At 74.9% G+C, this 25,042-nt stretch carries 17 protein-coding genes; 11 read left to right on the forward strand and 6 right to left on the reverse strand.

The annotated features are described in order from the left end of the window. Window positions 1–120: 120 nt before the first annotated feature. Window positions 121–996, reverse strand: a complete 876-nt coding sequence (rsmI, locus tag ACFPZN_RS00210) for a 16S rRNA (cytidine(1402)-2'-O)-methyltransferase (protein ID WP_378278823.1) — start codon at window positions 994–996, stop codon at window positions 121–123. A gap of 124 nt (window positions 997–1,120) precedes the next feature. Between rsmI and ACFPZN_RS00215 the strand changes: the two genes are divergently transcribed. Further along, on the forward strand, window positions 1,121–2,830 hold the full coding sequence (locus ACFPZN_RS00215) for a dolichyl-phosphate-mannose--protein mannosyltransferase (RefSeq protein ID WP_378278825.1): 1,710 nt from the start codon (window positions 1,121–1,123) through the stop codon (window positions 2,828–2,830). A gap of 72 nt (window positions 2,831–2,902) precedes the next feature. On the opposite strand, the gene ACFPZN_RS00220 is transcribed toward ACFPZN_RS00215, so the two are convergent. The 3 genes from ACFPZN_RS00220 to ACFPZN_RS00230 form a co-directional block, all read right to left on the reverse strand. Continuing rightward, window positions 2,903–3,511: a DUF305 domain-containing protein gene (locus ACFPZN_RS00220; RefSeq protein WP_378278827.1), complete on the reverse strand. Its 609-nt coding sequence runs from the start codon at window positions 3,509–3,511 to the stop codon at window positions 2,903–2,905. 96 nt (window positions 3,512–3,607) lie between these two features. Further along, window positions 3,608–4,051, reverse strand: coding sequence for a DUF6153 family protein (locus tag ACFPZN_RS00225; RefSeq protein ID WP_378278828.1), 444 nt, complete (start codon window positions 4,049–4,051; stop codon window positions 3,608–3,610). An 11-nt stretch (window positions 4,052–4,062) separates the two neighbouring features. Then, window positions 4,063–5,292, reverse strand: coding sequence for an MFS transporter (locus ACFPZN_RS00230; RefSeq protein ID WP_378278830.1), 1,230 nt, complete (start codon window positions 5,290–5,292; stop codon window positions 4,063–4,065). A gap of 113 nt (window positions 5,293–5,405) precedes the next feature. Between ACFPZN_RS00230 and ACFPZN_RS00235 the strand changes: the two genes are divergently transcribed. Together ACFPZN_RS00235 and ACFPZN_RS00240 are read left to right on the forward strand one after the other, a co-directional pair. Next, window positions 5,406–6,437 (forward strand): LacI family DNA-binding transcriptional regulator, encoded by a 1,032-nt coding sequence (locus ACFPZN_RS00235; protein ID WP_378278832.1) that lies wholly within the window; start codon window positions 5,406–5,408, stop codon window positions 6,435–6,437. A 48-nt stretch (window positions 6,438–6,485) separates the two neighbouring features. Continuing rightward, entirely contained in the window at window positions 6,486–7,502 is a 1,017-nt protein-coding gene (locus ACFPZN_RS00240; protein ID WP_378278834.1) for a magnesium transporter CorA family protein, read from the forward strand. On the opposite strand, the gene ACFPZN_RS00245 is transcribed toward ACFPZN_RS00240, so the two are convergent. Further along, window positions 7,486–10,482: an AfsR/SARP family transcriptional regulator gene (locus ACFPZN_RS00245; RefSeq protein WP_378278836.1), complete on the reverse strand. Its 2,997-nt coding sequence runs from the start codon at window positions 10,480–10,482 to the stop codon at window positions 7,486–7,488. The genes ACFPZN_RS00240 and ACFPZN_RS00245 overlap by 17 nt on opposite strands. Before the next feature lie 96 nt (window positions 10,483–10,578). Here ACFPZN_RS00245 and ACFPZN_RS00250 point away from each other — a divergent pair, with 96 nt between their 5' ends. The 7 genes from ACFPZN_RS00250 (at window position 10,579) to ACFPZN_RS00280 (ending at window position 20,802) form a co-directional block, all read left to right on the forward strand. Next, a complete protein-coding gene (locus ACFPZN_RS00250; protein WP_378278838.1) occupies window positions 10,579–13,581 on the forward strand; it encodes an AfsR/SARP family transcriptional regulator in 3,003 nt (1,000 codons plus the stop codon). Window positions 13,582–13,712: 131 nt separating this feature from the next. Further along, window positions 13,713–14,978, forward strand: a complete 1,266-nt coding sequence (locus tag ACFPZN_RS00255; RefSeq protein ID WP_378278840.1) for an MFS transporter — start codon at window positions 13,713–13,715, stop codon at window positions 14,976–14,978. Continuing rightward, a complete protein-coding gene (locus ACFPZN_RS00260; protein ID WP_378278842.1) occupies window positions 14,975–15,928 on the forward strand; it encodes a LysR family transcriptional regulator in 954 nt (317 codons plus the stop codon). Before ACFPZN_RS00255 ends, ACFPZN_RS00260 begins: the two co-directional genes overlap by 4 nt. Then, window positions 15,925–16,830, forward strand: coding sequence for a serine hydrolase (locus tag ACFPZN_RS00265; RefSeq protein WP_378278844.1), 906 nt, complete (start codon window positions 15,925–15,927; stop codon window positions 16,828–16,830). The genes ACFPZN_RS00260 and ACFPZN_RS00265 overlap by 4 nt, the downstream gene beginning before the upstream one ends. 114 nt (window positions 16,831–16,944) lie before the next feature. Continuing rightward, window positions 16,945–17,748: a hypothetical protein gene (locus ACFPZN_RS00270; protein WP_378278846.1), complete on the forward strand. Its 804-nt coding sequence runs from the start codon at window positions 16,945–16,947 to the stop codon at window positions 17,746–17,748. Window positions 17,749–17,801: 53 nt separating this feature from the next. Beyond that, complete coding sequence (locus ACFPZN_RS00275) at window positions 17,802–19,331, forward strand: serine/threonine-protein kinase (RefSeq protein WP_378278848.1); 1,530 nt, start codon at window positions 17,802–17,804, stop codon at window positions 19,329–19,331. A 1-nt stretch (window position 19,332) separates the two neighbouring features. Continuing rightward, window positions 19,333–20,802, forward strand: a complete 1,470-nt coding sequence (locus tag ACFPZN_RS00280) for a serine/threonine-protein kinase (protein ID WP_378278850.1) — start codon at window positions 19,333–19,335, stop codon at window positions 20,800–20,802. Window positions 20,803–20,984: 182 nt separating this feature from the next. Here the strand turns inward: ACFPZN_RS00280 and ACFPZN_RS00285 are convergent, their stop codons facing one another. Continuing rightward, window positions 20,985–21,344: a hypothetical protein gene (locus ACFPZN_RS00285; RefSeq protein WP_378278852.1), complete on the reverse strand. Its 360-nt coding sequence runs from the start codon at window positions 21,342–21,344 to the stop codon at window positions 20,985–20,987. A gap of 909 nt (window positions 21,345–22,253) precedes the next feature. On the opposite strand from ACFPZN_RS00285, the gene ACFPZN_RS00290 reads away from it, so the two are divergent. Next, window positions 22,254–24,992, forward strand: a complete 2,739-nt coding sequence (locus tag ACFPZN_RS00290; RefSeq protein WP_378278854.1) for an AAA family ATPase — start codon at window positions 22,254–22,256, stop codon at window positions 24,990–24,992. The last annotated feature ends 50 nt before the right edge of the window (window positions 24,993–25,042 follow it).

The following is a 25,042-nucleotide window of genomic DNA, read 5'->3' on the forward strand; positions in this document are numbered from 1 at the left end:
ATCACCGGCCCCGGCGTGCTGCTCGACTCCTCTATTCCCCGAACGCCGCTTCCGGACCCGTCCGGGAACGCACGGATTTGACCGTCTCTAGGGCGGGGATCTACCGGGTTCTACCGGGATCTACCGGCGGGCGGCCACCACCGCGTCGTACACCACCCGCTTGGGCACGCCGTTCTCCTTGGCGATCTCGGCGATGGCCTGCTTGCGGGGCGTGCCGGCGTCCTCCCGGCCGGCGACCGCGGCGGCGAGGTCGGCCGGGTCGGACAGGCCCGCGGGCTCGGGCGCGCCGCCGACCACGACGGTGATCTCGCCGCGCACGTCCGGGCCGGCCCAGGCGGCCAGCTCGCCCAGCGGGCCGCGGCGGATCTCCTCGTAGGTCTTGGTCAGCTCGCGGCACACCGCGGCCGGGCGGTCCGCGCCGAACGCCGCCGCCATCGCCTCCAGGGTGGCCTCCAGCCGCCGCGGCGACTCGAAGAACACCATCGTGCGGCGCTCGCCGGCCAGGTCCGCCAGGCGCCGGGACCGCTCGCCCTGCTTGCGCGGCGGGAACCCCTCGAAGCAGAACCGGTCGGTGGGCAGCCCGGACACCACCAGCGCCGTGGTGACGGCGGACGGGCCGGGCAGCGCGACCACCGGCACCCCCTCGGCCACCGCCGCGCGGACCAGCCGGTACCCGGGATCGGAGACGCCCGGCATCCCGGCGTCGGTGATCACCAGGACGTCCCGGCCGGCCAGCAGGTCGGCCAGCAGCCCCTCGGTGCGGGTCCGCTCGTTGTGGTCGTGGTAGGCCACGACCCGGCCGCCCACCTCGACGCCCAGGTCGGCGGCCAGCCGGCGGAGCCGCCGGGTGTCCTCGGCAGCGACGATCTCCGCCTCGGCCAGCGCCGCGCGCAGCCGGGCCGAGGCGTCCTCGGCGCGTCCGATCGGCGCGGCCGCCAGCAGCAGGCGGCCCGTCGCCGCGGCGCCGGCCCCGTTCTCGTTCCCCGTGCCCGTCACCCGACCATTCTCGCCGCTCGCCGCACCCGCCCGAGCCGCCGCACGGCCTCCTGACGGGGTTGCCGGGAGCGTCCGGTTTCGCCGCGGGCCCGGGGTTCGCCGCGGGCGGCTCTACGATGGCGGAATGGCGATGACGGATTTCGCGCCGGCACGGGCCACCGGAGGGCGGTCGGAGCCGCCCTCCCTGCGCGAGTGGCTCGCCCCGCCGATCCCGGGCAACGTGCTGCTGAGCTGGCTGGGCCCGCTGCTGGTGACGGTCTTCGCCGGATTCCTGCGGTTCGACCGGCTGGACAAGCCCAAGGCGGTGGTCTTCGACGAGACCTACTACGCCAAGGACGCGCTGGCCCTGCTGAAGTTCGGCTGGGAGCACAACACGGTCAAGGACGCCGACAAGCTCCTCATCGCCGATCCCGACGCGAACATCTGGGCGTCGGGCGCCTCCTTCGTGGCCCATCCCCCGGCCGGGAAATGGATGATCGCGGTCGGCGAGTGGCTGTTCGGCGCCACCCCGTTCGGCTGGCGGTTCGCGGCGGCGCTGTGCGGGACGCTGTCGGTGCTGATCCTGTGCCGGGTGGCCCGGCGGATGACCGGTTCCACCCTGCTCGGCTGCATGGCCGGGCTGCTGCTGGCGCTGGACGGCCTCCAGTTCGTCACCAGCCGGGCCGCGCTGCTGGACATCTTCGTGATGTTCTGGATCCTGGCCGGGTTCGCGTGCCTGGTCGCCGACCGCGACCGGTCCCGCCGCCGGCTCGCGGAGAAGGTCGAGGCCGGGGCCGTCTCGGAGTACGGGCCGTTCGTGCTGCACGGCTGGCGCATCGCCGCGGGCGTCTGCCTGGGCCTGGCGGTCGCCACCAAGTGGACCGGGATCTTCTACGTCGCCGCGTTCGGGATCATGGTGGTGTTCTGGGACTTCGGGGCGCGCCGCGCCGCCGGGGTGCGGCGGCCGTTCGCCGGGGCGGTCGCGCTGGACGCGGTCCCCGCGTTCGTCCAGCTGGTCGTGGTGGGGCTGATCACCTACCTGGCCACCTGGTGGGGGTGGATCTTCCGGCCCGGCGGCTGGGGGCGCGGCGAGGTGGCGGGCTTCGTGCCCGCGCGGCCGTTCGAGGCCCTGCCCGACCTGTGGAAATACCACGCCGAGATGCTCAACTTCCATACCGGCCTCGACTCCGAGCACCCCTACCAGTCGTGGCCGTGGGACTGGCCGATCCTGCGCCGTCCGGTGGCGTTCTTCTACACCGAGCCCAAGAACGCGTGCGACGCCGAGCGCTGCTCGCGCGAGATCCTCGGGATCGGCACCCCGGCCCTGTGGTGGGGGGCGCTGATCGCCCTGGTGCTGGTCGCGGGCATCTGGCTGATGCTGCGCGACTGGCGGGCGGGCGCGATCCTGCTGGGCTTCCTGGCCGGCTGGCTGACCTGGTTCCCCTCGGCCATGGCCGACCGCACGATGTTCCTGTTCTACGCGACGCCGATGCTGCCGTTCATGGTGCTGGCGATCGTGCTGGTCTTCGGCTATCTGATGGGCCCGGCGCGGGGCAGACCGGGCGCGGTGCCCGCGGCGCGTCCGGACGTCCCCGAGCAGGAGACGGTCGGGGCCGGCTACGGGATCTACGGGCAGCCGCCCGAGGCTCCGCCGGGGGCCGGGTCCGGGGCCACGGCCGCGCTGCCGGCCGGGCACGCGCCGGTCAGCGGGCGGCGGGTGGCCGGGGCCGCGGCGGCGGGCGCCTACGTGCTGGTGGTGCTGGCCAACTTCGCCTACTTCTACCCGGTGCTGGCGGCCAAGATCATGCCGTACGACGACTGGCACGCCCGGATCTGGTTCGGCACCTGGATCTGACCCCGCGGCGCGGCGGCCCGCCGCTCTCGCGTGCGGGCCGCCGCGCGTCGGTTCCTTTTCTCCCGTGTGTCGTTACCGCTTGAGCAGGGCGCGCATGGCGGCGATCTCCGCCTGCTGGGCGGTGATGATCGTCCCCGCCAGGCGCCTGGCGTCGGGGTGGGCGCCCTTGGCCTGCTCGTCCCGGGCCATCGCGATCGCGCCCTCGTGGTGCTCGATCATCATGGTGAGGAACATCCGGTCCCGGGCGGCGCCGGCGGCCTTCTCCAGGTCGGCCATCTGCCGTTCGGTCATCATCCCGGGCATCTCACCGCCCCCGCCGTGACCGCCGTGACCGCCTACGTGGCCGCTGCCGTTCTCGGACGGGACGGTCGCGCCCCACGTCCGCAGCCAGCCGGTCATCGTCGCGATCTCGGGCCCCTGCGCCTTCTCGATCTGCTGCGCGAGCCGTCTGACCTCGGCGTCGGTGGACTTCGCCGCGACCGCCTCGGACATCTCCAGGGCCTGCCGGTGGTGCGGGATCATCATCTGGGCGAACGTCACGTCCTGCTGGTTGTGCTGCGCCGTCCGCGCACCGGCGGAGGGGGACACGGGGCCGGAGGCCGTCCCGTCGTCGCCGCCGCACGCCGCGGCGGTCGCGCCGATCAGCAGCGTCGCGCCGATCGCCAGAATCCGCGTCTTCATCGCGTTCTCTCCTTGGTGTGAAGGCTTGCGGGCATGCCGGAGGAACCGGTGGCGCAGGAACCGCGGGGACGCGGCGCGCACCGGTTCGGCGGCCTGTCACAGCCTCAGGACGGAGAGCCGGTAGATGCTGGGAGGCCGGGGACGCGGCTTCCTCGACGGTGAACGCGTCGCCGGGACGGCCCGGAACGCCCAGGCCATCAGGGCGTTGAACGCGCGTCCCCTGGCCAGGGCCAGAGCCAGCCCGACCAGGAGGGCGAAGCACATCACCCCGGCGCCGCAGCCCGCGTCGTGGGCGCCCGAGTGCCCGGAATGCCCGGACGACTGCTCGGACGACTGCTCGGACGACCCCTCCGACGCCCCCTCGTGGGGCGCGGGCGTCCCGGCGGTATGAGGGCCGGGGACGTGCGAGGCGATGACCGGGGCGGAGATGTGGATCGGCGTCGGAGTGGCCGTGACCCCGTGCATCAGGAACAGACCGGCGAGGAGACCGAGCCCGAGCAGCAGCGGCCACAGGCCGCGCGATACTCCCCTCCGGTACATGGTCCCCGAGTCTAGTGACCGTCCAGGGCGGGTGCGTCGCCGACGCCCGGGCGTCCGGCGGGCGCGGGCGCCGGGCTGGGCCGGTAGGTGCGATGGCCGAGCAGGCAGACGGTGAGGGCGAGCAGCCCGCCCGCCCCGGCGGCGGCGAATGCGCCGGGCACGCCCGCCAGGTCCTGGCCGATCCCCGCGGCGGCGGAGCCGACGGCGCCGCCCACCGCGAACGCGGCGACCACCCACGCGAACGCCTCGGTCACCGTCCCGCTGGGCGCAAGCCGGTCGACCAGCGTGAAGCTGCAGGCCAGCATGGGGGCCAGGAACAGGCCGCTGGCGAAGGCCAGCACCGACATGACCGGCAGCGCGGGGGCCCAGATGAGCGGCAGGTAGCCGGCGGCGAGCGCGGCCATCAGCCAGGGGAAGCGGCGGTGCTCCTCGCCGGGCCAGGGCCGCGCGCCGTACACCAGCCCGCCGACCAGGGCGCCGCCGGACATGGCGGCGAGCAGGAGGCCGGAGGCCAGGTCGTGGTGGGCGCGCTCGGCGTAGGCGACGACGGCGATCGCGTACACGCCGAGGGCGGTGCCCGCGCAGGTCAGCGCGGCGAACAGCACGCGCAGGCCGGGCGCCCGCAGCGGTCCCGCCCAGTCGGAGGCGCGCGGCTCGCCCCGCCAGGCGCGGGACGGCGCCGAGGTGGTGATGACCAGGGTCCCGGCCACGCCGAGGGCGCCGGTGAGCAGCAGGGCCGTCTCGGTGTTGACGGCGGCGGCCACGACCACGAGCAGCGGGCCGGCGGTGAAGAGGATCTCCTGCGCGGCGGCGTCCAGCGCGTAGGCGGCCTTGACCTCGGCGGGGCCGGGCAGCACCAGGTTCCACAGCGCCCGCAGGCCCGCCTCCAGCGGCGGGGTGGCGAACCCGGCGAGGATCACCGCGCCGATGGTGACGGGCAGCGGGTCGGCGCCGGTCAGGGCGAGCAGGCCGAATCCGGCGGCGGACAGCCAGGCGGCGGGCAGCAGCACGCGGAGCTGGCCGAAGCGGTCCATGGCGCGGCCGAGGACGGGCTGGCCCGCGGCCATGGCCAGGCTGAACACGGCGGCGAGCGTCCCGGCCAGCGGGTAGCCGCCACCCTCCGCGCGCACGTGCAGGACGACCGCGAGCATGCCCATGCCGTTGGGCAGCCGGCCCAGGAGGGTTCCGCCGAGCAGCCGGGCGGCGTGGGACACCCGCAGGAAGTCGACATAGGTGCGCATCCGGCCTCCGATTCGGCGGCGTCATACGTATTACTTGTTCCGTCATACGTACCACCTCGGGGCCCTTCCGCTCTACCCTGTTTCGACATGCGAGATCGGCGCGAGGAGGCCGCGTGAGCGAGGCCGGGGCCGGGACCGGGGCCCGTTCCGCCCGTCCCACCAGCAGGGACGTGGCGCAGGCGGCCGGCGTCTCGCAGTCCACCGTCTCGCTCGTGCTCGGCGGGAAGTGGACGGGCCGGGTCTCCCCCGCCACCGCCCGCGCCGTGGAGGAGACCGCCGAGCGGCTCGGCTACCGGCCCAACGCCGCCGCCCGCAACCTGCGGCTGGGCACCACCCGCACCGTCCTGCTGGTGATCCCGACGATCACCTCGCCGTTCTTCGGCCCGGTCTACATCGGCGCCGCGCGGGTCGCCGCCCGCCACGGGTTCGGCGTCGTGGTCTACCCGCCCGACGACGCCCGGCCCGCCACCCCCGGCGCCAGCCCGTTCGCCGTGCCCCGGGAGGCGATCGACGGGATCATGGCCTCGTCGATGACCCTGGACGCGCTGCGCGGGTTCGGGCGGGCCCCGGTGGTCATGCTCGACAGCGGCCCGGCCGCCGCGGGCACCGCGCCCACCGTCGACTTCGCCGTCGAGGACGGCATGCGCGCGGTCGTGGCGCACCTGGCAGGGCTCGGCCACCGGCGGTTCGGGCACCTCGCGGCGGCGGTGGACGAGTGGACGTTCCGGGCGCGCGGCGGCGCCGTCGCCCGCGCCGTCCACGACGTGCCCGGCGGGACGCTCACCCGGGCCGCGGGCGCCATCGACGTGCGCTCGGCCAAGGAGGCCGCCGAGCGGCTGCTCGGCCTTCCCGACCGTCCCACCGCGCTGGTCTGCGACGACGACCTGATGGCGGCGGGGGTGTACAAGGCCGCCCGGGCGCGCGGGCTGGAGATCCCCGGCGACCTGTCGGTCACCGGGTTCGACGACGTCGAGATCGCGCGGGCGCTGGAGCCGGAGCTGACCACCGTCCGGCTGCCCGCGCAGGAACTGGGCGAGCAGGGCATGCTCGCGCTGCTGGAGCTCCTGGGCGGCGGGCGCCCCGAGCCGCGCGCGCTCCCGGTCGAGCTGGTCGTGCGCGCCTCCACCGCGCCGCCGCCCGCCTGACCCCGCCCGTACCGGATCTCCGCACCGGCATCCGGGTATGGGCCCCGCATGGAAACGGCGCACGCCGGGCAGACGACCGGGAACGGGCCCGTACGGACCCGCATGTGGCGGAACGGAGACCTGGAGGCCGAGAACTTCCCGATCGCGGAGCTGGGCCCGCGCCTGCGCGAGACCGGCACCGTCGTCTGGCTGGACCTCCTCGCCCCGGCCGATACCGATCTCCGCCTGGTCACCGACGAACTGGGGCTGTCCCCGGTCGCCGTCGAGGACTCGGTCACCGCCAGGGAACGGGTCAAGCTCGACCGCTACCGCGGCTACGTCTTCCTCAACCTCTACGCCCCCGAGACCACCCGCGACGGGCTCGTCCTGCACGAGATCTCCGCGTTCGTCACCGAGCGGGCGCTGGTGACGGTGCGGGAGAGGCCCGGGTTCGACGTGGACGCGCTCGTCCGGCGCTGGGACGAGGGCCCGCGGCCCCTGCCGGAGGGCGCGGCGCCCGACACCGCCCCGCTGGTGCACGGCCTGCTCGACCTGGTGGTGGACCTCCAGCTCGACACCGTCCAGGCCCTGGACGGCGACGCCGACACGCTCGAAGAGCTGATCTTCGACGACGCGTTCCCGGTCAAGGAGATCCAGCGGCGCAGCTTCCGGCTCCGCAAGGACCTGATCGCGCTGCGCCGGGTCGCGCTGCCCATGCGCGAGATCGTCGACGAGCTGCTGCGCCGCCCGTCCCGGCTGGTGCCCGACGCGCTGGTGCCCGACTTCCAGGACGTGTACGACCACACGCTGCGCGTCGCCGAGTGGACCGACGAGCTGCGCGACCTGGTCGCCAACCTGCTGGACAGCCGGATCGCGCTCCAGGGCAACCGCATGAACGAGGTGATGAAGAAGGTCACCAGCTGGGCCGCCATCATCGCGGTGCCGACCGCGATCACCGGCTTCTACGGGCAGAACCTGCCCGTCCCCGGGTTCGAGCGGCTCTCGGGCCTGCTGGTCAGCACCGGCCTGATCGTCGGCAGCGGAGTGGCGCTGTACGCGGTCTTCAAGGTCAGGGACTGGCTGTGAGCCCGCCGGAGGCGGCCGCGGCGTCGTCCAGCAGCCGCCGCACCCCGCCCGCCTCGGCGACCTCCAGCGCGGTGAACAGCTCCAGCGCCTCCTCCCAGCGGCGCCGCGCGCCGCCGGGGTCGCCGAGCTCGGCCAGGATCCGGCCGATCGCGGTGAGGACGCGGCCCTGCTGGTACTCCTCACCGATCTCGCGGCCGATGGCCAGCGAACGTTCGGCGCTGTCCAGGGCCTCCCGGGCCCGGCCGCGGAGCAGCTGCGTCTCGGCGATCCGCAGCAGGATGTACGACTCGCGCGCCCGCAGCCCCTGGGACCAGCAGATCGCCAGGCCGTCGTCGAAGCGCGCCACCGCCTCGTCCAGGCGGCCCAGCTCGCGCAGCGCGATGCCGAGGATGTAGAGGGCGTACGCCTCGGCCGCGCCGTGCCCGGCCGCCCGCGCCAGGTCGCGGCTGCGCTCGGCCGCCGGGACGGCCTCGGCCGCCTCCCCCACCTCCACGCGGGCGTAGGCGAGGTTGGCGGTGCGCTCGGCCTCCCCGGCGCGGTCGCCGAACTCGCGGCCCAGCTCCAGCGCCTGCTCGATGCGGCCGATGGCCGCGCGCAGGTCGTGCTCGTAGAAGTCGATGTGGGACAGCAGGTCCAGGGCCGACATCAGCATCAGGCGGTCGCCGGTCTCCCGGCTGAGCGCGGTGGCGCGCTCGGCGTGGCCGCGGGCCCCGGCCAGGCGGCTGGTGTGGACGAGGGCGCGGCCGAGGACGTACCGGGCCCGCGCCTCGGCACGGCGGTCGCCCTGCCGCAGCGCCTCGTCCAGGACGGCGCGCGCCGCCGGGCGGGCCTCCTCCCAGCGGTAGCCGTCCTCCAGGAGGGGATCGAGGGCGAGCAGGACGTCGGCGGCCTCGGCGAGGGGCGTTCCCTCGGCGCCCTCGCCGTCGGCGCCGGCCGCGGCGGCCTGGCGGACGATGACCAGCAGGTCGGTGAGCTGGTAGAAGATCCATTCGCGGGCCTCGCCCGCGCCGCCGAACTCCAGCTCCCCGGACGGGCCCGGGTCGGCCACCGAGATCGGCGCGCCCGGCCGGACCAGCCGGTGCACCCCGCGCTGGGTCGCCAGCACGAACCGCACCAGCCGGCGCAGCGCGGCCCGGCGCTCGCCGCGCTCGCCGTCCGGTGCGGGGAGCTGGCGGGCGAACAGCCACAGCAGGTCGTGGTAGCGGTAGCAGCCGGGGGCCGGGGAGTCCATGAGGCCCAGGTCGACCAGCGCCTCCAGGACCCGCTCGCCCTCGGCGTGCGTGGTGCCGAGCATCGCGGCGGCGCCCGGCGGGCACACCCCGGAGGTCTCGGGCACCGACAGCAGCCGGAACGCGCGGGCCAGGTACGGGTCGAGCTGGTCGTACCCCAGCCGGAAGGTGGCCTCGACGGCGAGGTCGCCGATCCGCAGCTCGGCCAGCCGGCGGCGGCCGTCGGCCAGCCGGGCCGCCAGCGACCGCACCGACCAGCCGGGCCGGGCGGCCAGCCGGGACGCGGCGATCCGCACGGCCAGCGGCAGGAACCCGCACAGCCCGACGGCGTCGACGACGGCGCCGCGCTCGGCGGCGGCCCGCGATCCGACGATCGCGGTGAACAGCGCGATCGCCTCGACCGGGTCGAGGACGTCCAGGTCGACGGCGCGGGCGCCGGGCAGTCCGGAGAGCCGGGGCCGCGAGGTCACCAGCGCGGCGCAGCCGGTCGTGCCGGGCAGCAGCGGCCTGACCTGCTCGGCGTCGCGCGCGTTGTCGAGCAGGACCAGCACGCGCCGGTCGGCGAGCATCGACCTGAAGAGGGCGGAGCGCTCGTGCTCGCCCTCCGGGACGGACTGGTCGGGCACGCCGAGCGCGCGCAGGAACTCCCCCAGGACGACGGCGGGCGGCAGCGGGTGCTTGGCCGTGCCCAGGAGATCGACGTAGAGCTGCCCGTCGGGGTAGGCGTCCCGTACGGCGTGGGCGACGTGCACGGCCAGGGCGGTCTTGCCGACGCCGCCGACGCCGGAGACCGCGATGACGGCGGGCGCCGTGCCCTCGCGGCGGGCCAGCCAGCCGGTCATGCGGTCGGCCAGTGCCGCGCGCCCGGTGAAGTCGGGGAGGTCGGCGGGCAGCGAGGCGGGCCGCTGGAAGGGGCGACCCTGGGAGGGGGCGGGGGCGGGGTCGTCCTTCTCTCGCCGGGCGGGCGCGGTCAGCGACGGGTCGTTCCGCAGGATCCTCTCCTGCAGATCGCGCAGTCCGGGGCCGGGGTCGATGCCCAGCTCGCCCGCCAGCGTCCGGCGGGCGGAGGTGTAGGCGGCCAGCGCCTCGGCCTGCCGCCCGCACCGGTAGAGCGCGAGCATCAGCAGCCCGCGCAGCGGCTCCCGCAGCGGGTGCTCCCCGCTCAGCAGCGCCAGCTCGCCGACGATCTCCGCGTGCCGGCCCAGCTCCAGATCGGCCTCCAGCCGCGCCTGCAGGACGGCCAGCCGCCGCTCGGCCAGCCGCGTCCGGCGGGCCTGGAGGTACGGGCCGGGCAGTCCGGGCAGCGGCGCGCCGTCCCAGAGGTCGAGGGCCTGGCCGTAGAGCTCGCGCGCCCGGACCGGATCGCCCGCCGCCTGGGCCCGGCCCGCCTCGGCCGTGCGGGCCTCGAACACTTCGGCGTCGAGCGTGCCGGGCTCCGCGCGGAGGGCGTACCCTTTCCCGGTCGAGACCAGGATCTCGGGGTTCGCCCGATCGTTCTCGAGGACTCGGCGCAACCGGGAGGCGTAGGTGCGCACCGTTCCGACGGCCCGGGCGGGCGGCAGGTCGCCCCACAGCGCGTCCAGCAGGCCGTCGATCGGCATGGTCCGGCCGCGGTTCAGCAGCAGCACGGCCAGGACGGCCCGCTGCTGCGGGCCGCCGAGGTCCAGTTCGGCGGGGCCCCGCCAGGCGCGGACGGGCCCCAGCACGGCGAAGCGCAACCCGGGAGTGTCCACGGTAGTGGAGTCTCTCATCCCGTTCCGGCGATCTTCGAGGCGACGGTAAGCCGGCGCTCAGCTGCCGGCCGTCGCCTTGGCCGCCGTTTAAATCGGCTCATATGGTGCTTTGCAATGGAAATGCCCTCCCTGCGCTTCACCGTCCTCGGCCCCCCGCGGGCCCGGCGCGGCACCGCCGAGCTGCCCCTGGGCCCGCCGCAGCAGCGGGCCGTGCTCGTCGCGCTGCTGCTCCGGGACGGGCGGCCCGCCACCGCGCAGGAGCTGGTCGACGCCGTCTGGGGCGACCAGCCGCCGCGGCGCGCGCTCGGCGCGCTGCGCACGTACGCCTCGGGGCTGCGCCGCGTCCTGGAACCCGGCCGGGGCGGCGGCCCGCGGGGCGGCCACCGGATCCTCGTCTCGGTCGGCGACGGCTACGCCCTCCGCCTGCCGCCGGACGCGCTGGACGCCGCCCTCTTCGAACGCGAGGCGGCCGCCGCCGGACTGGCCCGTTCGCAGGGCCGCGCCGCCGAGGCCCGCGACCTGCTGCGCACCGCACTGGGCCGGTGGCGCGGCGAGCCGCTGTCGGGCGTGCCCGGGCCGTACGCGCGGGCGCAGCGGATCCGGCTGGCCGAGCGCCGGCTGGCCGCCCTGGAAACCCGCCTCGAACTGGACCTGGAACTGGGCGCCCACGCCGAGCTCGTGCCCGAGCTGACCGCGCTGGTCGCCGAGCATCCGCTGCGCGAACGACTGCGCGGCCTGCTCATGCTCGCCCTGCACCGCACCGGCCGCCACGCCGACGCCCTTGCCGTGTACGCCGAGACCCGCCGCACCCTCGTGGAGGACCTCGGCATCGAGCCCGGCCAGGACCTGTCCGCGCTCCACCGGCGGCTGCTGGCCGAGACCGGCCCGGCCCCTCCCGAGACGTCCGAGAGCGAAGGGCCTCCGGACGGGCCCGTCCCGCCGGCGCGGTCGCCCGCCCAGCTGCCGGGCGACGTCCCCGACTTCACCGGCCGCGCACGGCTCGTCGAGGAACTGCGGGAGACGCTGCTGGCCGAGCCCCGCCGCGCGGTGGCCATGGTGACGGTGGCCGGGGCCGCCGGCGTGGGCAAGACCGCGCTGGCCCTGCACGTCGCCCACCGCGTGCGGTCCGGCTTCCCCGGCGGTCAGCTCTACGCCGACCTGCGCGGTGCGGGCTCCGACCCGGCCGACCCGCACAATGTGCTGGGCGCGTTCCTGCAGGCCCTCGGCGTCGAACGGGACGCGATCCCGGCCGGGCTGAGCGAGCGCGCCGCCCTCTACCGCACCCGGCTCGCCGAACGCCGCGTCCTGGTGCTGCTCGACGACGCCCGCGACGCCCGCCAGATCAGGCCGCTGCTGCCCGGCTCCCCCGGCTGCGCCGTCCTGGTCACCAGCCGGTCCAAGCCCGCCGGGCCGGGCGCCGGACGCCAGGTCGACCTGGACGTGATGGAGCCCGGCGAGGCGCGGGCCCTGGCCGCCCGGATCGTCGGGGAGGAGCGCCTGGACGCCGAGCCCGCCGCCGTCCGGGACCTGCTCGCGGCGTGCGGGCACCTGCCGCTGGCGGTGCGGATCGTGGCCTCCCGGCTGGCGGCCCGCCCGTCCTGGACCGTCGCGTCCCTGGTGGAGCGGCTCGCCGACCGGCGCCGCCGGCTGGCCGAGCTGCGCGTCGCCGACCTGGCCGTCGAGGCGGTCTTCCAGCTGGGCTACAACCAGCTGGACGCGGCGCAGCGGCGCGCGTTCCGGCTGCTGGCGCTGGCCGAGGGCCCGACCCTCTCGCGGGAGGCCGCCGCGGCGCTGCTCGGCGTGCCCGAGTACGACGCCGACGAGCTGTGCGAGTCGCTGGTGGACGCCAGCCTGCTGCGCTCCCCGACCGCCGGCCGCTACCGCTACCACGAGCTGCTCAAGCTGTACGCCCGGCAGCGCGCCGAGGCCGACGAGCCCCCGGCCGAGCGGGCCGCGGCGCTGCACCGGCTGTTCCACTTCTACCTGGCCACCGCCCGCGCCGCGCACCTGATGGTCAGCCCGGGAGACGGCCGGGCCGGCGACGCGCTGCTTCCGGCCGCCGTGCGGGGCCTGCCGTTCGACGGCACCGACGCGGCCCGCGACTGGTTCTTCGCCGAGGCCCCGAGCCTGTTCGCCGCGATCGTCCAGGCCGCCCGCGCGCCCGGGGCCGACGGCGCGGCGCCCGCGGAGCGGCTGCCGCTGGCCGCCGAGCTGCTGCTGATGACCGACGCCCTGGTCAGCTCCGGGGTGCACGCCCGCGAGTGCGAGCAGGCCGCCTACGCGGTGCTCGACGCGGCCTGGGAGCACCGCGACCAGCGCAGCGAGGGCCGCGCCCACCTCCACCTGGGCTGGGTCTGCTACTACGCCGACCGGCTCGACGACAGCGCCGCGGTGACCCGGGTCGCGGTGCGCCGCGGCCGGGAGAGCGGCGACCTGTGGACGGTCGCCGACGCGCTGCTGCTGAACGGCCGCGGCGCGATCGCGCTGCACCGGCACGAGGAGGCGCTGCGCCACTGCATCGAGGCGCTCGACGCGTTCCGGCGGCTGGGCGACCGGTACGGGGAGGCCAACACGCTGGGCGCCCTCGCGCGGGCGCTGCTGGGGATGGACCGCGCGGAGGAAGCGCTCACCGCCGCCGAGCACGGCCTGGCCCTGCACCGCGAGCTGGGCGGCGTGGACCGTACCGGGGACGGCCTCTACCAGCTCGGCGTGGTGCTGCGCGGGGTGGGCCGCCCGGACGAGGCGATCGAGCGCCAGCGGGACGCCCAGAAGATCTTCCGGAGCCGCCGCAACCGGCGGTGGGAGGGGCTGGCGATGTTCCGCGTCGCGGAGGCGCAGGCCGACCTCGGCCGGGCGCGGGAGGCGGCGGCCGAGGCCCGCGAGGCGCTGCGGATTCTGCGCGACACCGGCCACGACTGGGGGCAGGGCCATGCCCTGCGGGTGCTCGCGGACGCGCTGGGCGCGCTCGGCCGTCCCACCGAGGCCCGCGCCCTCCGCCGCCAGGCGCTGCGGCACTTCGAGCACATCCGCATCCCCGAGGCCGGCCGCATGCGCGCGCTGCTCGACGACGACGCGTCCGACGATGCGCTACCGCAGATGACCCAGTGTGACGGATGACTCTCCGGTAGCGCCCTGAGCTGCATCGATATCGATTCGCTCATCGGATCCCGACCGATAGCGGTATTGGACCGTCCGGTATCGCTTCTGGTCTGCTCTCCTCGTCCACCCACACGACCGAGGGGAGCCGCATGCCGCAGAGCAAGCCCATGACGCTCCCCGCGCCCCCGCTCGGGCTGGTGCCGTCCGGCGGCCGGGCGGCGGACCGGCGGGTGGTCATGGTGATGGTGGCGGTGCAGTGCACCGCCGCGCTCGGCTTCTGGGCGGTGATGACGCACCTCGTCGCCCACCTGCGGCACGACGTGGGCCTGCTCGCCGGGACGGCCGGGACGATCCTCGCGGTCCGGGTCGGCGTGCAGTACGCGCTGCTGCTCCCCGTCGGGACCGTCACCGACATGCTCGGCCCCGCCCGCGCCGGGGCGATCGCGTGCGGGGTGCGCGCCGCCGGGTTCACGCTGCTCGGGTTCGCGGACGGCCCCGCCGAGTTGGTCGCCGCGGCGGTGCTGCTGGGCGCGGGCGGCGCGCTGTTCCATCCGGCCGCGCAGAGCCTGCTGGCCGGGCTCGCTCCGGGGCGGCGCGCCCGCGGGTTCGCCGCGTACGTGATCACGGGCCAGGCGGCGGCGGTGGCCGGCCCGCCGCTCGGGCTCCTGGTGCTCTCCCTCGGCTCCGGGGCGCCCGCCGGGTTCACGCTGCTGGCGACGCTGGCGGGCGGCGCGTGGGCCGTCGCCTCCGTCCTGTTCCTCCTCCTGCTGGGCCACCGCCCGCCCCGCTCGAACGGCGGCGGCGCCGGTGCCCGGCTGCGGGAGCTGGCCGCGAACGTGCGCGCCGTGGTCGCCGACCGGGCGTTCCTGGCGTTCGCGCTGGCCACGGCCCCCACCACGCTGCTGGCCGACCACACCACCGTGGTGCCGCTGAAGGGGTTCACCTCCGGCGCGGCCACGCTGTTCTTCTGCGTCCTGGCGGCGACGGCGGCGGCCGTCCAGCCGTGGGTGGCCGCCCGCGGCCGGGGCGAGCGGCCCTGGACGCTGCGCTGCGGCCTGCTCCTGGCGGGTGCCGCGTACCTCACCCTGGCGCTGCTCGACGGCGCCCGCTCCCCGCTCGGCTGGCTGCTGGCCGCCGCCGTGCTCGCGGGCGCCGGGAACGGCCTCCTCCAGGCGTCGGTGTTCCAGCGGGTCGCGCGGCTGGCCGCGCCGGAACGGTTCGGGTCCTACTTCGGCGTGCTGAGCTTCGTCTCCGGGATGTTCGCCGCCGCCGGCGGCATGGCCGTGGGGCGGCTGTTCGACTTCGGCGGGACGGGCGCGACCGCCGCGCTCCTCGGGCTGGCGGCGCTCGGCGCGGCGACCGCGGCCCTGTGCGGCGGCCGCCGATATCCGTATTGGTATGATCCCCGGTCGTGAACCTGGTGGGGCACCTGCGGTGCTTCGTCGTCGTGGCCGAGGAACTGCACTTCGGCCACGCCGCCGAACGCCTCGGCATGGCGCAGCCGCCGCTCAGCCAGCGGATCCAGCGGTTGGAGAGGGAACTGGGCGTACGGCTGTTCGACCGGTCGAGCCGCCGGGTGGAGCTGACCGGCCCCGGCCGGCTGCTGCTCGACGAGGCCCGCGAGTTCCTGGCCCGCGCCGACCGGATCTACTCGCTGGCCGAGCGGGCCCGCCAGGGCGGCGCCGGGACGCTGCGCGCCGGGCTGCCCTCGGGCCTCGGCGGGGACGTGGTCGCGGCGATCATCGCCGCGTTCCGTGAGCGCCGTCCCGAGCTGCGGCTCGACCTGCGCGAGCTGCCCACCGACGAGCAGGCCCGGGCGCTCGCCGACGGCGTCCTGGACGTGGGCGTGCTGCGCCATCCCTGCGACACCCGCGATCTCGCCCTTGGGCCCATGCTCGGGCAGCCGGTGGGCGTCCTGCTGCCCGGGCCGGGCGAGGACGAGGCGGACGAGGTGCATCTGGCCGATCTCGCCGGGCGGGAACTGGTGATCTTCCCCCGGGACGAGGCGCCCGGCTCCTACGACGAGCTGCTGGTCACCTGCCGCCGGCACGGCTACTCCCCGCCGGCCGTGCACGAGACGGCCAATCCCCAGTTCGCGCTCGGCCTCGTCCTGTCGGGGACCGCCGTCGCGCTCACGCCCCGCACGGCCGACACCCCGGGGGTCGTGTGGCGGCCGCTGGCCGGAGAGCCGCTGGTCCTGCGGACGTCCTGCGCCTGGCGGCAGGCGGCCGAGCCCGACCCGGCCATCGCCGGGTTCACCGCCGCCGCGACCGCCGTGCTGCGCCGCGAGGCGGGCATGGTGCCGCTCGACCGGGCCCCGGTGCGCCGCGTCACGCCCCGTCCCGCCTCGGGGTTCCTGGCATGAGCGACCGGAACGGGGACGCCGCGCCGCTCGCCCGGATCGAGGCGGTGTTCCGGGACGCGGGCGTCACCGGTTTCCTGCACGCGGCCGACGTGGACGGCGGCCGGGAGCTCGGGCTGCGCGCCGACGAACCGGTGGTGCTCGCCTCGGTGTTCAAGGTGCCGCTGCTGGTGGCGTTCTTCCGGCAGGCCGCGGCCGGGCTGCTCGACCCCGCCGAGCCGGTGACGCTGCCGCCCGGCGGCCGCACCGACGGCCCCACCGGCCTGTCGGTGATGCGCGACGAGGTGCGGATGTCGCTGCGCGACCTGTGCTACACGATGATCGCGGTGAGCGACAACGCCGCCGCCGACGTGCTGTACGCCCGGGTCGGGCCGGAGGCGATCGGGGCGACGATCGAGGCGCTGGGCCTGCGCCGCACCCGCGTCGTCGCCGACGCCCGCGGGCTGCACGACCACATGCTGCGCGACGCCGGGGTCGGCAGCCTCGCCGAGCTGTGGCCCCGGCTGGACGAGCCGGGCCTGCTGCCCGCGCTGGGCGTGCTCGACCCCGCCCACACCAACAGCAGCACGCCCCGGGAGATGACCCGTCTCCTCTCGCTCATCTGGCGGGACGAGGTGTGCCCGCCCGACGAGTGCGAGCAGATGCGCAGGCTCCTGTCGCTGCAGGTGTGGCCGCACCGCCTGTCGTCGGGGTTCCCGTACGACGACGTCCGGGTGAGCGGCAAGACCGGCACCCTGCCCACGCTGCGGAACGAGGTCGGCGTGGTCGAGTACCCGGACGGGGGGCGCTACGCGGTCGCCGTCTTCACGCGCTCGCTCGTCCCGGTGGCCGTGCAGCCGGAGGCCGACGCCGCCATCGGCATCGCCGCCCGGCTGGCCGTGGAGGCGCTGCGCCGCCCCGCCTAGGTTCAGCGCGAGGCGTCGCAGGTGATGGTGCCCGGACGGAAAACGGCTCGCGGAAAGGGCTCCGCGTTCCTACCTTAAGGAGCGCGGCGCGCGCGCCGCGGGGAGGAGGTCCCGATGGGCCTGGACGCCTATGTGCGGTGCCGCTGCCTGCAGGACGGCCTGACCACCGAGCCGCCCGTGCCCGCGGACCTCATCGTCGAGGACGAGGACGGCTACCTCGACCTCTCGGTGCCCTACGAGGGCAACGAGGAGTTGTTCCATGCCTTCGGCGAGTGGCAGCAGTACCACGCCTGCGCGCACGAGGACATGGAGATCGTCAGCGTCCGCGTCTCCAACTGGTACGGGTACCGGCTTTTCCAGGAGGCGCTCCACGGCGCGGGCCGCGAGCGTTTCCCGGTGCTGTGCACCGAACTGCCCAAGGCGAACGGCGGGCACATGTCGCCGGAGTCGGCGCGGCGGGCGCTGGCCGAACTCGACCGTTTCACTGCCGCCCATCTCGCCGCCGTCACCTGGCTGGTAGACGACGAGACGGGCGAGCGGCTGATCGAGAGCATCGAGTCGTACGACGGCGTGTTCGTCCTGGACGGCACCACCGGGCGGCGGGCGGGCGTCGACCCGCGGGGGTTCTTCGTGCGCGACGTCACGGCCGAACCGCACCGCGAGGAGTTCCGCGCCGTCCGCTTCACGCAGGAGCCGGTCGATGCGGGCCACGTCCGGTTCCGGGACCTGGACTCCGGCACGGAGGCGGCCGTACCCCTCGCCGGGCCCGTCCGCGCCGACGGGCAGGGGCGTTACCCGCGGCGCATGCGCGTCGACACCGTCCAGGCGCGGGCCGACGACTTCACCTACATCCTGGAGCCTCTGCGCCAGGTGTTCCGCGCGTCCGTCGAAACGGGGAACCCGGTTTCCTGGTGCTGATCAATGGACCGCCGGCCCGTCGGTAGGGTGTGGGCGCTGGAAAGGACGCGCCTATGCCCGATCGTGTGCTGGCCGGCCGCTACCGGTTGCGGGAGCGGCTCGGCAGCGGCGGCATGGGCACGGTCTGGTCCGCCGTGGACGAGACGCTGCGCCGGGACGTCGCCGTCAAGGAGATCGTGTTCCCCGACGGGCTCACCTCCGAGGAGCGCCGGGTGGCGACCGGGCGGGCGCAGCGTGAGGCCCGTGCCGCCGCGCTCGTCGACCATCCCGGGGTCATCACCGTCCACGACGTCGTCGTCGAGGACGACCGCCCGTGGATCGTCATGGAGCTGCTGAGCGGGCCGTCCCTCGAACAGACGGTGCGCCGGGACGGCCCGCGCCCGCCCGCCGCGGTCGCGCACATCGGCCTGCAGCTGCTCGACGCGCTGTGCGCCGCCCACGCCAAGGGGATCGTGCACCGGGACGTCAAGCCGGCCAATGTGCTGTTCGCCCGGGACGGCCATGTCGTCCTGACCGACTTCGGCATCGCGAGCATCGAGGCCGACCCCGCCCTCACCCGTACCGGCGCCTTCGTCGGCTCCCCCGGGTACGCCGCCCCGGAACGGCTGCGGGAACAGCCGGCCGGCCCTGAGTCCGACTTCTGGTCGCTGGGCGCGACCCTCTACATGGCCGTGGAGGGCAGGTCGCCGTTTGAACGCGACAGCCCCATGGCCGTCCTGGGCGCCGTACTGAGGGAGCAGCCCGCGCCGCCGCGCCAGGCGGGTTCCCTCTCGCCACTGCTGTGGCACCTGCTGCAGAAGGATCCGTCCGCGCGGCCAGGCGTCGACGTCATCCGCCAGGTACTCCACAACGTGGCCGCCGGAAGGCCGTCGGGCCTACCCGACCCCATGCCGCCGCCTCCACCCCGGCGCCCAGGAGCGTTGGTGCCCGTCCTGGCGGGGGCGGCGATGCTCACGGTCATCGTCCTCGCCGTCGTCTTCGTGGCGGTGTTCGCCTTTTCCGGGGACGACCAGACGACCGCGGCGACGCCCACGGCGGCCCCAACGAGTCCCCCGGCCACGACGCCGTCGGCCTCACCCACGTCCGGACTCGACCCGTGCAGCCTCCTCACGGCCGAGCAGGTCCGCAGGCTGCTCGCCGACCGGAAGTCCCAGCAGGAGAAGGACTCCGACAAATCCTGCGGATGGGCGGCGAAGAAGCGCGGGGTGAGCCTCACCAACCTCACCCTCGGAACGGGAGGGCCGCCTCCCGAGACGTCCGTGGAGGCCCACAACAAGTTCGTCAGCTGGCGCAACGCAAGGTCGAAGGCCTCCGACAGCGTGTACTGGGGATGGCCCGAGATAGACGTCAAGCACGTGCGCGGAAGTCAGAGCGCCGCCCGCACGGTCTCCGGCATAGGCGACGAGGCCTTCGCCTATACGACGACCGGGCTGACCCAGCCGATGGACAAGGCCTTCGTCGTCGTCCGGGTGAAACACGTCGTCATCGAGGTCGAGCACATCTACGAACGCGGCACCGCCACCACCGACGACGCGGCCCAGGCCGCCCGCTGGGTCGCGCAGAGCCTCGCCTCGAAGACCTGACATGGACACCGCACGCCTGCTCGCCGGCCGCTACCGGCTCGTCCAACGCCTCGGCAAGGGGGGCATGGGCGTCGTGTGGCGCGCCCACGACGAGGCCCTCGGACGGGACGTCGCCGTCAAGGAACTGCTCCTCCCCGACCACCTGTCCCCCGAGCAGCAGGAGCAGGCCGCGCAGCGCGCCATGCGCGAGGCCCGCGCCGCGGCGCTCGTCCGCCACACGTCCATCGTCACGGTGCACGACGTCGTCATGGACGAGGGCAGGCCGTGCATCGTCATGGACCTGCTGCCAGGACGTTCTCTGGACGCGGTCGTCGCCGCCGACGGACCACTGCCCTGGGACCGCGCGGCCCGCGTCGGCCTGGAAATCCTCGGAGCCCTGCGCGCGGCCCACGCCCAGGGCATCCTGCACCGCGACGTGAAGCCCGCCAACATCTTCCTCCGGGACGACGGCCGCGCCGTACTGACCGACTTCGGCATCGCCTCACTCGAAGGGGACGCCACCCTCACCCAGGAGGGGTCCCTCATGGGGTCCCCCTCCTACATGGCGCCCGAACGCGTGGGGCACGAGCCCACCGGGCCCGCGTCCGACCTGTGGTCCCTGGGCGCGACCCTCTACACCCTGGTCGAGGGGCGTCCGCCGTTCGTCGCGGCCACGATCATGGGCACGCTGAGCGCCGTCCTGACCGACGAGCCCGAACGCCCCCAGAAGGCAGGCCCCCTCGGCCCGCTCATCATGGCGTCGCTCGTCAAGGACCCGTCCCTCCGGCTGAGCGCGGACAGGGCCGGGCAAGCCCTGCACGCCCTGGCGTCCGGCGAGCCGACCTCGCCCGCGATCCCGCTCCCCGCGGCCCCGCACACCGCCCCCTCGGGCCCGCCCCAGAAGGGCACGACGCTTCCCTGGGTCATCGCGGTGCTGGCGTGCGCCGTCCTGCTCGTCGCCGTCGTCGTCGCCGTCGCGCTCCTGCACTCACCCGACCGCCGGACACCGCCACGCGCCGCGCCGACGACCTCCGCCCCCGCGCCCCCCGGCCGCTTCGCCTCGCCCCCGGCCCCGTGCGCCCTGATCAACGCGGAGCAGGCGACACGGCTCGTCCCCTCGTTCTTCACCACGAACGACGCCGGAACCGACCCGTCCACCAACCTGCCCCGCAAGAGCTGCACGTGGATGACGAACGCGACCGCCGACGGCCAGGACGACGACCTGACCCTCACCCTCCGCACCGCCCCGACGGCCGCCGGCGCGCAGAGCCACCACGCCAAGGAGCGCGGCGACGCGACCGCCCCCGTGACCGACCTCCGCGACCTGGGCGACGGCGGCTACTCCTCCACCAGGGGCACCCACGTCATCGTCGGCTTCCGCCTGGACAACCTCCTGGTCGAGGTCGACTACGCGACCAGCCGCCCCAACGCCGCCCAGGAAGCCCTCAGAGCCGCCCGCTGGACCGAAACCTCCCTCACCCGCCCCCGCTGACCCGGCCGGGCCCGTCGGACGCAATTCCCGGGGAGGGCACCTTTCGACAATTACCGAGCCCGCTGACTTACCACGAGCCTCGTCAACAACGACGCTGACAGATCGACCGAACCAGGGTCACCATCGCCGCCGCGACGCGGTCATGCCGGGTCCTCGGCCCACGATCGCCGCCGGTTCCGTCGTCACGGCCCAGCGCCGCCATCCCAGACCATTCCGCCGAGCCGCTGGACCAGGGCCTCCGCGAAACGCCGGGCGATCTCGTCGGCGCCGTCGCGTTCCGCCGCGCGGACCTCGACCCTCCACAGCGGCGGCTCCAGCCCGGCGGACCGTTCCCCCAGCAGGCGCTCGGCCTCGTCCGGCACCTGGATGAGGATCGGCGCCTCGACCGAGAGCAGTGTCCCGCCGGTGTCGTCGCACAACTGAATGACCCCGTCGTGATCAGGGAGGTCCACCCGCAACTCGTCCCCGGCCGCGCCGAGGCCGTCCAGCACGGCCACGGTATCCGGCATTTTCTGAGTCAGGACGATGACATCGAACGTCATCTCCCGGCCACCTCCGATGATCGTGACAGAACGGTCACATGCAGCGTACATCTAGAAGTTGAATACCGGCGGCGTGATCACGATCGCATTTTTTCCGGCCAAGTCGGAACCAGCCTCCTTGCGATGCGTCGACCCCTTATGCCACGCCATGGAGGGCTCCGGCGTCACCGATTACGCCATCGCCCCAGGTGGTGGAGAGAGACGCCGAGCGCCAGCGGATAAACAAACGTGCTGCGTGCGCTTCTCCGCGCTCCAGGCCCCCGGTCGCGGGGCGGCGCGGCCGCGCCGTCCCTCGGCAACACGGTCGTCCACCTGATCGCGGACCGAACACACGAGCCCAGCAGGGTCGGGCGCCGCCATATGTCGAGCCGCCGCCATGGGTCGCGTTGCGCAACCAGCCGTTGGCGCCCTTGCCTTCTGGGGCTCGGGGAGACGCGGGCGGTCCCGCGCGCCGGCGGCCACTTCCGGCCGGGCGGGAGTCGCGTCCGATCGATGATGAGAAGAGGACCGATCGGCGCGAGCTCACCGTCGGCTTTCGGGCCGCCCAGACGGCGGACGCGAATCGCTGAGAATGTTGATGAGGCTCCCAGGCACGGGGTGGGCCGGGTGCGGGGTCGTTACATCGTGTTCGCGTTCGTCACGCGGTTCGACGGGACCGCCGCGCACCGGGCCATGGGGCGCTTGCCGAGGTGGGAGGGGGTTTCGCCGGTCACGGGGAGCGGCGGATCGGGGGCTGAGAGTGACCGGGGGGTCACGGCGGGGTTGTACGTCCTCAGTGAACGCGGGGGTGCCCGTCGGCGGGGGACAGTTGAATGGAGCTTGCGGGTGAGGCGGGCTCCGGTGGGGATTCGATGCGTTCCGGAACCATAGGCTGTTACCCCGATTTGAGTCACTCTTGGGGAGAATGCGTTGCGGCTGCCGGATCATCTGGGGCTACTGCTCACCGACGAGCCGGTCCTCGACGTCTACTCGTACGGGCCCTGGCGGGTGCCGGACGGGCTGTTCGAGGAGATCGGCGCGCGGATCGACGCGCTGGCGCGCGATCCGCGCTGCGCGGGGCTGACCACCGACGAGCACAAGCTGCTGACGCTGCCGGCCTCGCTGGTGACGGCGGAGATCTTCGGGATCCTGGCGTTCCTGCCGGGCGGCGGGGCGATCAAGGCGGGGTCGTGCTCGCAGCTGCCGGAGCGGCTGCTGCACCGGCACCTGGTCAATCCGGGGCCGCTCAGCTCCCGGATGACCCGGTGGGACGCGCCGGGCGGCCGGTGGCGGCCGCCGGTGGACTGGCTGGTGGAGGCGCCCGACCGCGAGCTGGCGATCTCGCTGGCCCGGGACTGCCTGGCGGTCCTGGAGGGCATCGAGCCGCTGGAGCGGCGGCGCAAGGCGCTGCTGCGGCTGTACGACGACCCGCCGCGCTGCGACGTGAACCTGCCCAAGATGGAGCTTCGCGAGCACTGGCACGCGCACGCCGACGACGAGATCCTCTCGGCGGTGCCCGAGCTGATGGGCCCGGTCGGCTACCTGGAGTGGGTGACGGCGGGGCTGCTGGCCGCCTACGGGAATCTGGCGAGCGTGGCGCCGCGGGACGAGACGGTGGAGACGCACCTGATCCAGCTGCTGCTCCAGGGGAACATGGAGCAGGTCCCGGCCGAGCTGGTGGCCGCGCTGGGCGAGGACCGGTACCGGGAGCTGCAGGCGCGGTTCCCGTCCGAGCGCGGCGGGTTCAAGCCGGCCGCGTGGCAGGAGCGGACGCGGGCCTGGCTGGTGCGGGCGCTGGTGTCGGGCGCGGCGGACGCCTGCCGGGCCTGGCTGGACATGGCGATGCGCTGGGTGGCGACCGTCCAGGGGCTGCCGGGCGATCCGTGGTTCCCCAAGCCGGAGTGGATCCCGGTCGGGCAGTTCCAGACCGATCTGCGGCGGCTGTACGCGCCGCGGCGCCGGGTGGTCAACCCGCTGGTGGAGGAGCTGCGGCCGGTGCCGCCGGAGGCGGGCGGCGTCTCCTCGGGGGCGGCCGCGGCCGTCCCGGAGCTGGCGAGCGGGCTGGTGGGGCAGCCGGAGGTGAGCCGGGCGCTGGCGGAGCTGAGCGCGGGCCGCGAGCCGGTGCGGCTGCTGCTGGTGGGCCCGGACGGCACCGGCAAGCGGGACGCGGCGCAGGAGCTGGGCCGGGCCCTCAACCTGGGGCGTGACCCGGTCTGGCTGACCGACAACCTGTTCGTGGGGCAGCGCCTGTCGGACGCCGTGGCCAAGCTGCACGCCGACGTCCGCGACTGCGCGGGCGAGCGGCTGCTGATCATCGAGGGCCTGGACGGGATCGTGACCGATCCGGGCAACGGCGAGGCGATCGCGGGCGAGCTGCACCGGCTGCTGGCGGTGCACGAGGACCTGCATCTGGTGGCGCTGTGCGACGCGGGCGGGGACGAGCGGATCCGGGAGATCAACCCGGTGCTGCCGCACCGCTTCCGCGTCGCCCGTACCGTCCCGTTCGACGCCGGCGGCCATGCCGAGCTGTTCCGGCGGGCGCTGCGCGAGCGCGGGGCGCGGGGCACCCGGCACGCGGTCGCGGCGGCGGGCGAGCTGCTGGCGGCCACGCCGCCGGTGCAGACGCTGCGGAACGCGCGGCTCGCGCCGTACCTGGCCGATGTGGTGGTGGAGGCGGTGCGGGCCCGTGCGGCCGAGGGCGAGGAGCTCGTGGTCGGGAAGCGGGACGTCCCGGCGGCGCTGGACACCACGCAGAGCCCCGGCAACCCGATGACGGAGCTGCGCGAGCTCACCGGGCTGGAGACGATCAAGCAGGAGATCGCGCTGCTGATCGCGGGGACGCACGCGGCGCGGCTGCGCGGCGAGAGCGGGCTGAAGATCAGCCCGCCGACCCGGCACATGGTGTTCACCGGCAATCCGGGGACGGGCAAGACGATGGTGGCGCGGCTGCTGGGCCGGATCTACAAGCGGCTGGGGGTGCTGTCGTCGGGGCACGTGGTGGAGGCGTCCCGGGCCCATCTGGTCGGCGAGTACATCGGGCAGACGGCACCGCGCACCCGGCGGCTGGTGGAGCGGGCGATCGGCGGGGTGCTGTTCATCGACGAGGCGTACACGCTGACCCAGTCGCCGCACAAGAGCGACTACGGGCACGAGGCGATCGCCGAGCTGGTGAAGCTGATGGAGGACCACCGCGACGACCTGGTGGTGATCGTGGCCGGGTACGAGCGGGAGATGGCGGAGTTCCTGGCGGCCAACCCGGGGCTCGACTCGCGCTTCCCCAAGCAGCTGCACTTCCCCGACTACACCGACGACGAGCTGGTGGCGGTGTTCGAGGCGCTGGCGACGGCGGACGGGTTCCGGCTGGCGCCGGGCACGACGGATCTGCTGCGGTCGTCGCTGCGGCGGGTGCAGCGCGGGGAGTCGTTCGGGAACGGGCGGCTGATGCGGAACCTGCTGGACATCGCGGTGGCCAACCAGGCGCAGCGGGTGGCGTCGGCGGCGCGGGACGCCCGGCTGGCCGAGCGCGCCGCGTTCAACGGCGAGGCGGCCGGCGAGGCGGCCAAGAACGGTGTGCGGGCGCCGAGCAAGAAGGACCTGATCACGCTGCGGGCGGACGATCTGCCGCCGATGCTCGACCATCCCGAGGAGCTGTTCGGCCTCTACCTCTAGCTCTAGCTCTAGCCTCTAGCGAGGAGAGCTGAGGCATTTATCCGGGTATG

Source organism: Actinomadura rugatobispora (assembly GCF_042656285.1).
Taxonomy (GTDB): domain Bacteria; phylum Actinomycetota; class Actinomycetes; order Streptosporangiales; family Streptosporangiaceae; genus Spirillospora; species Spirillospora rugatobispora.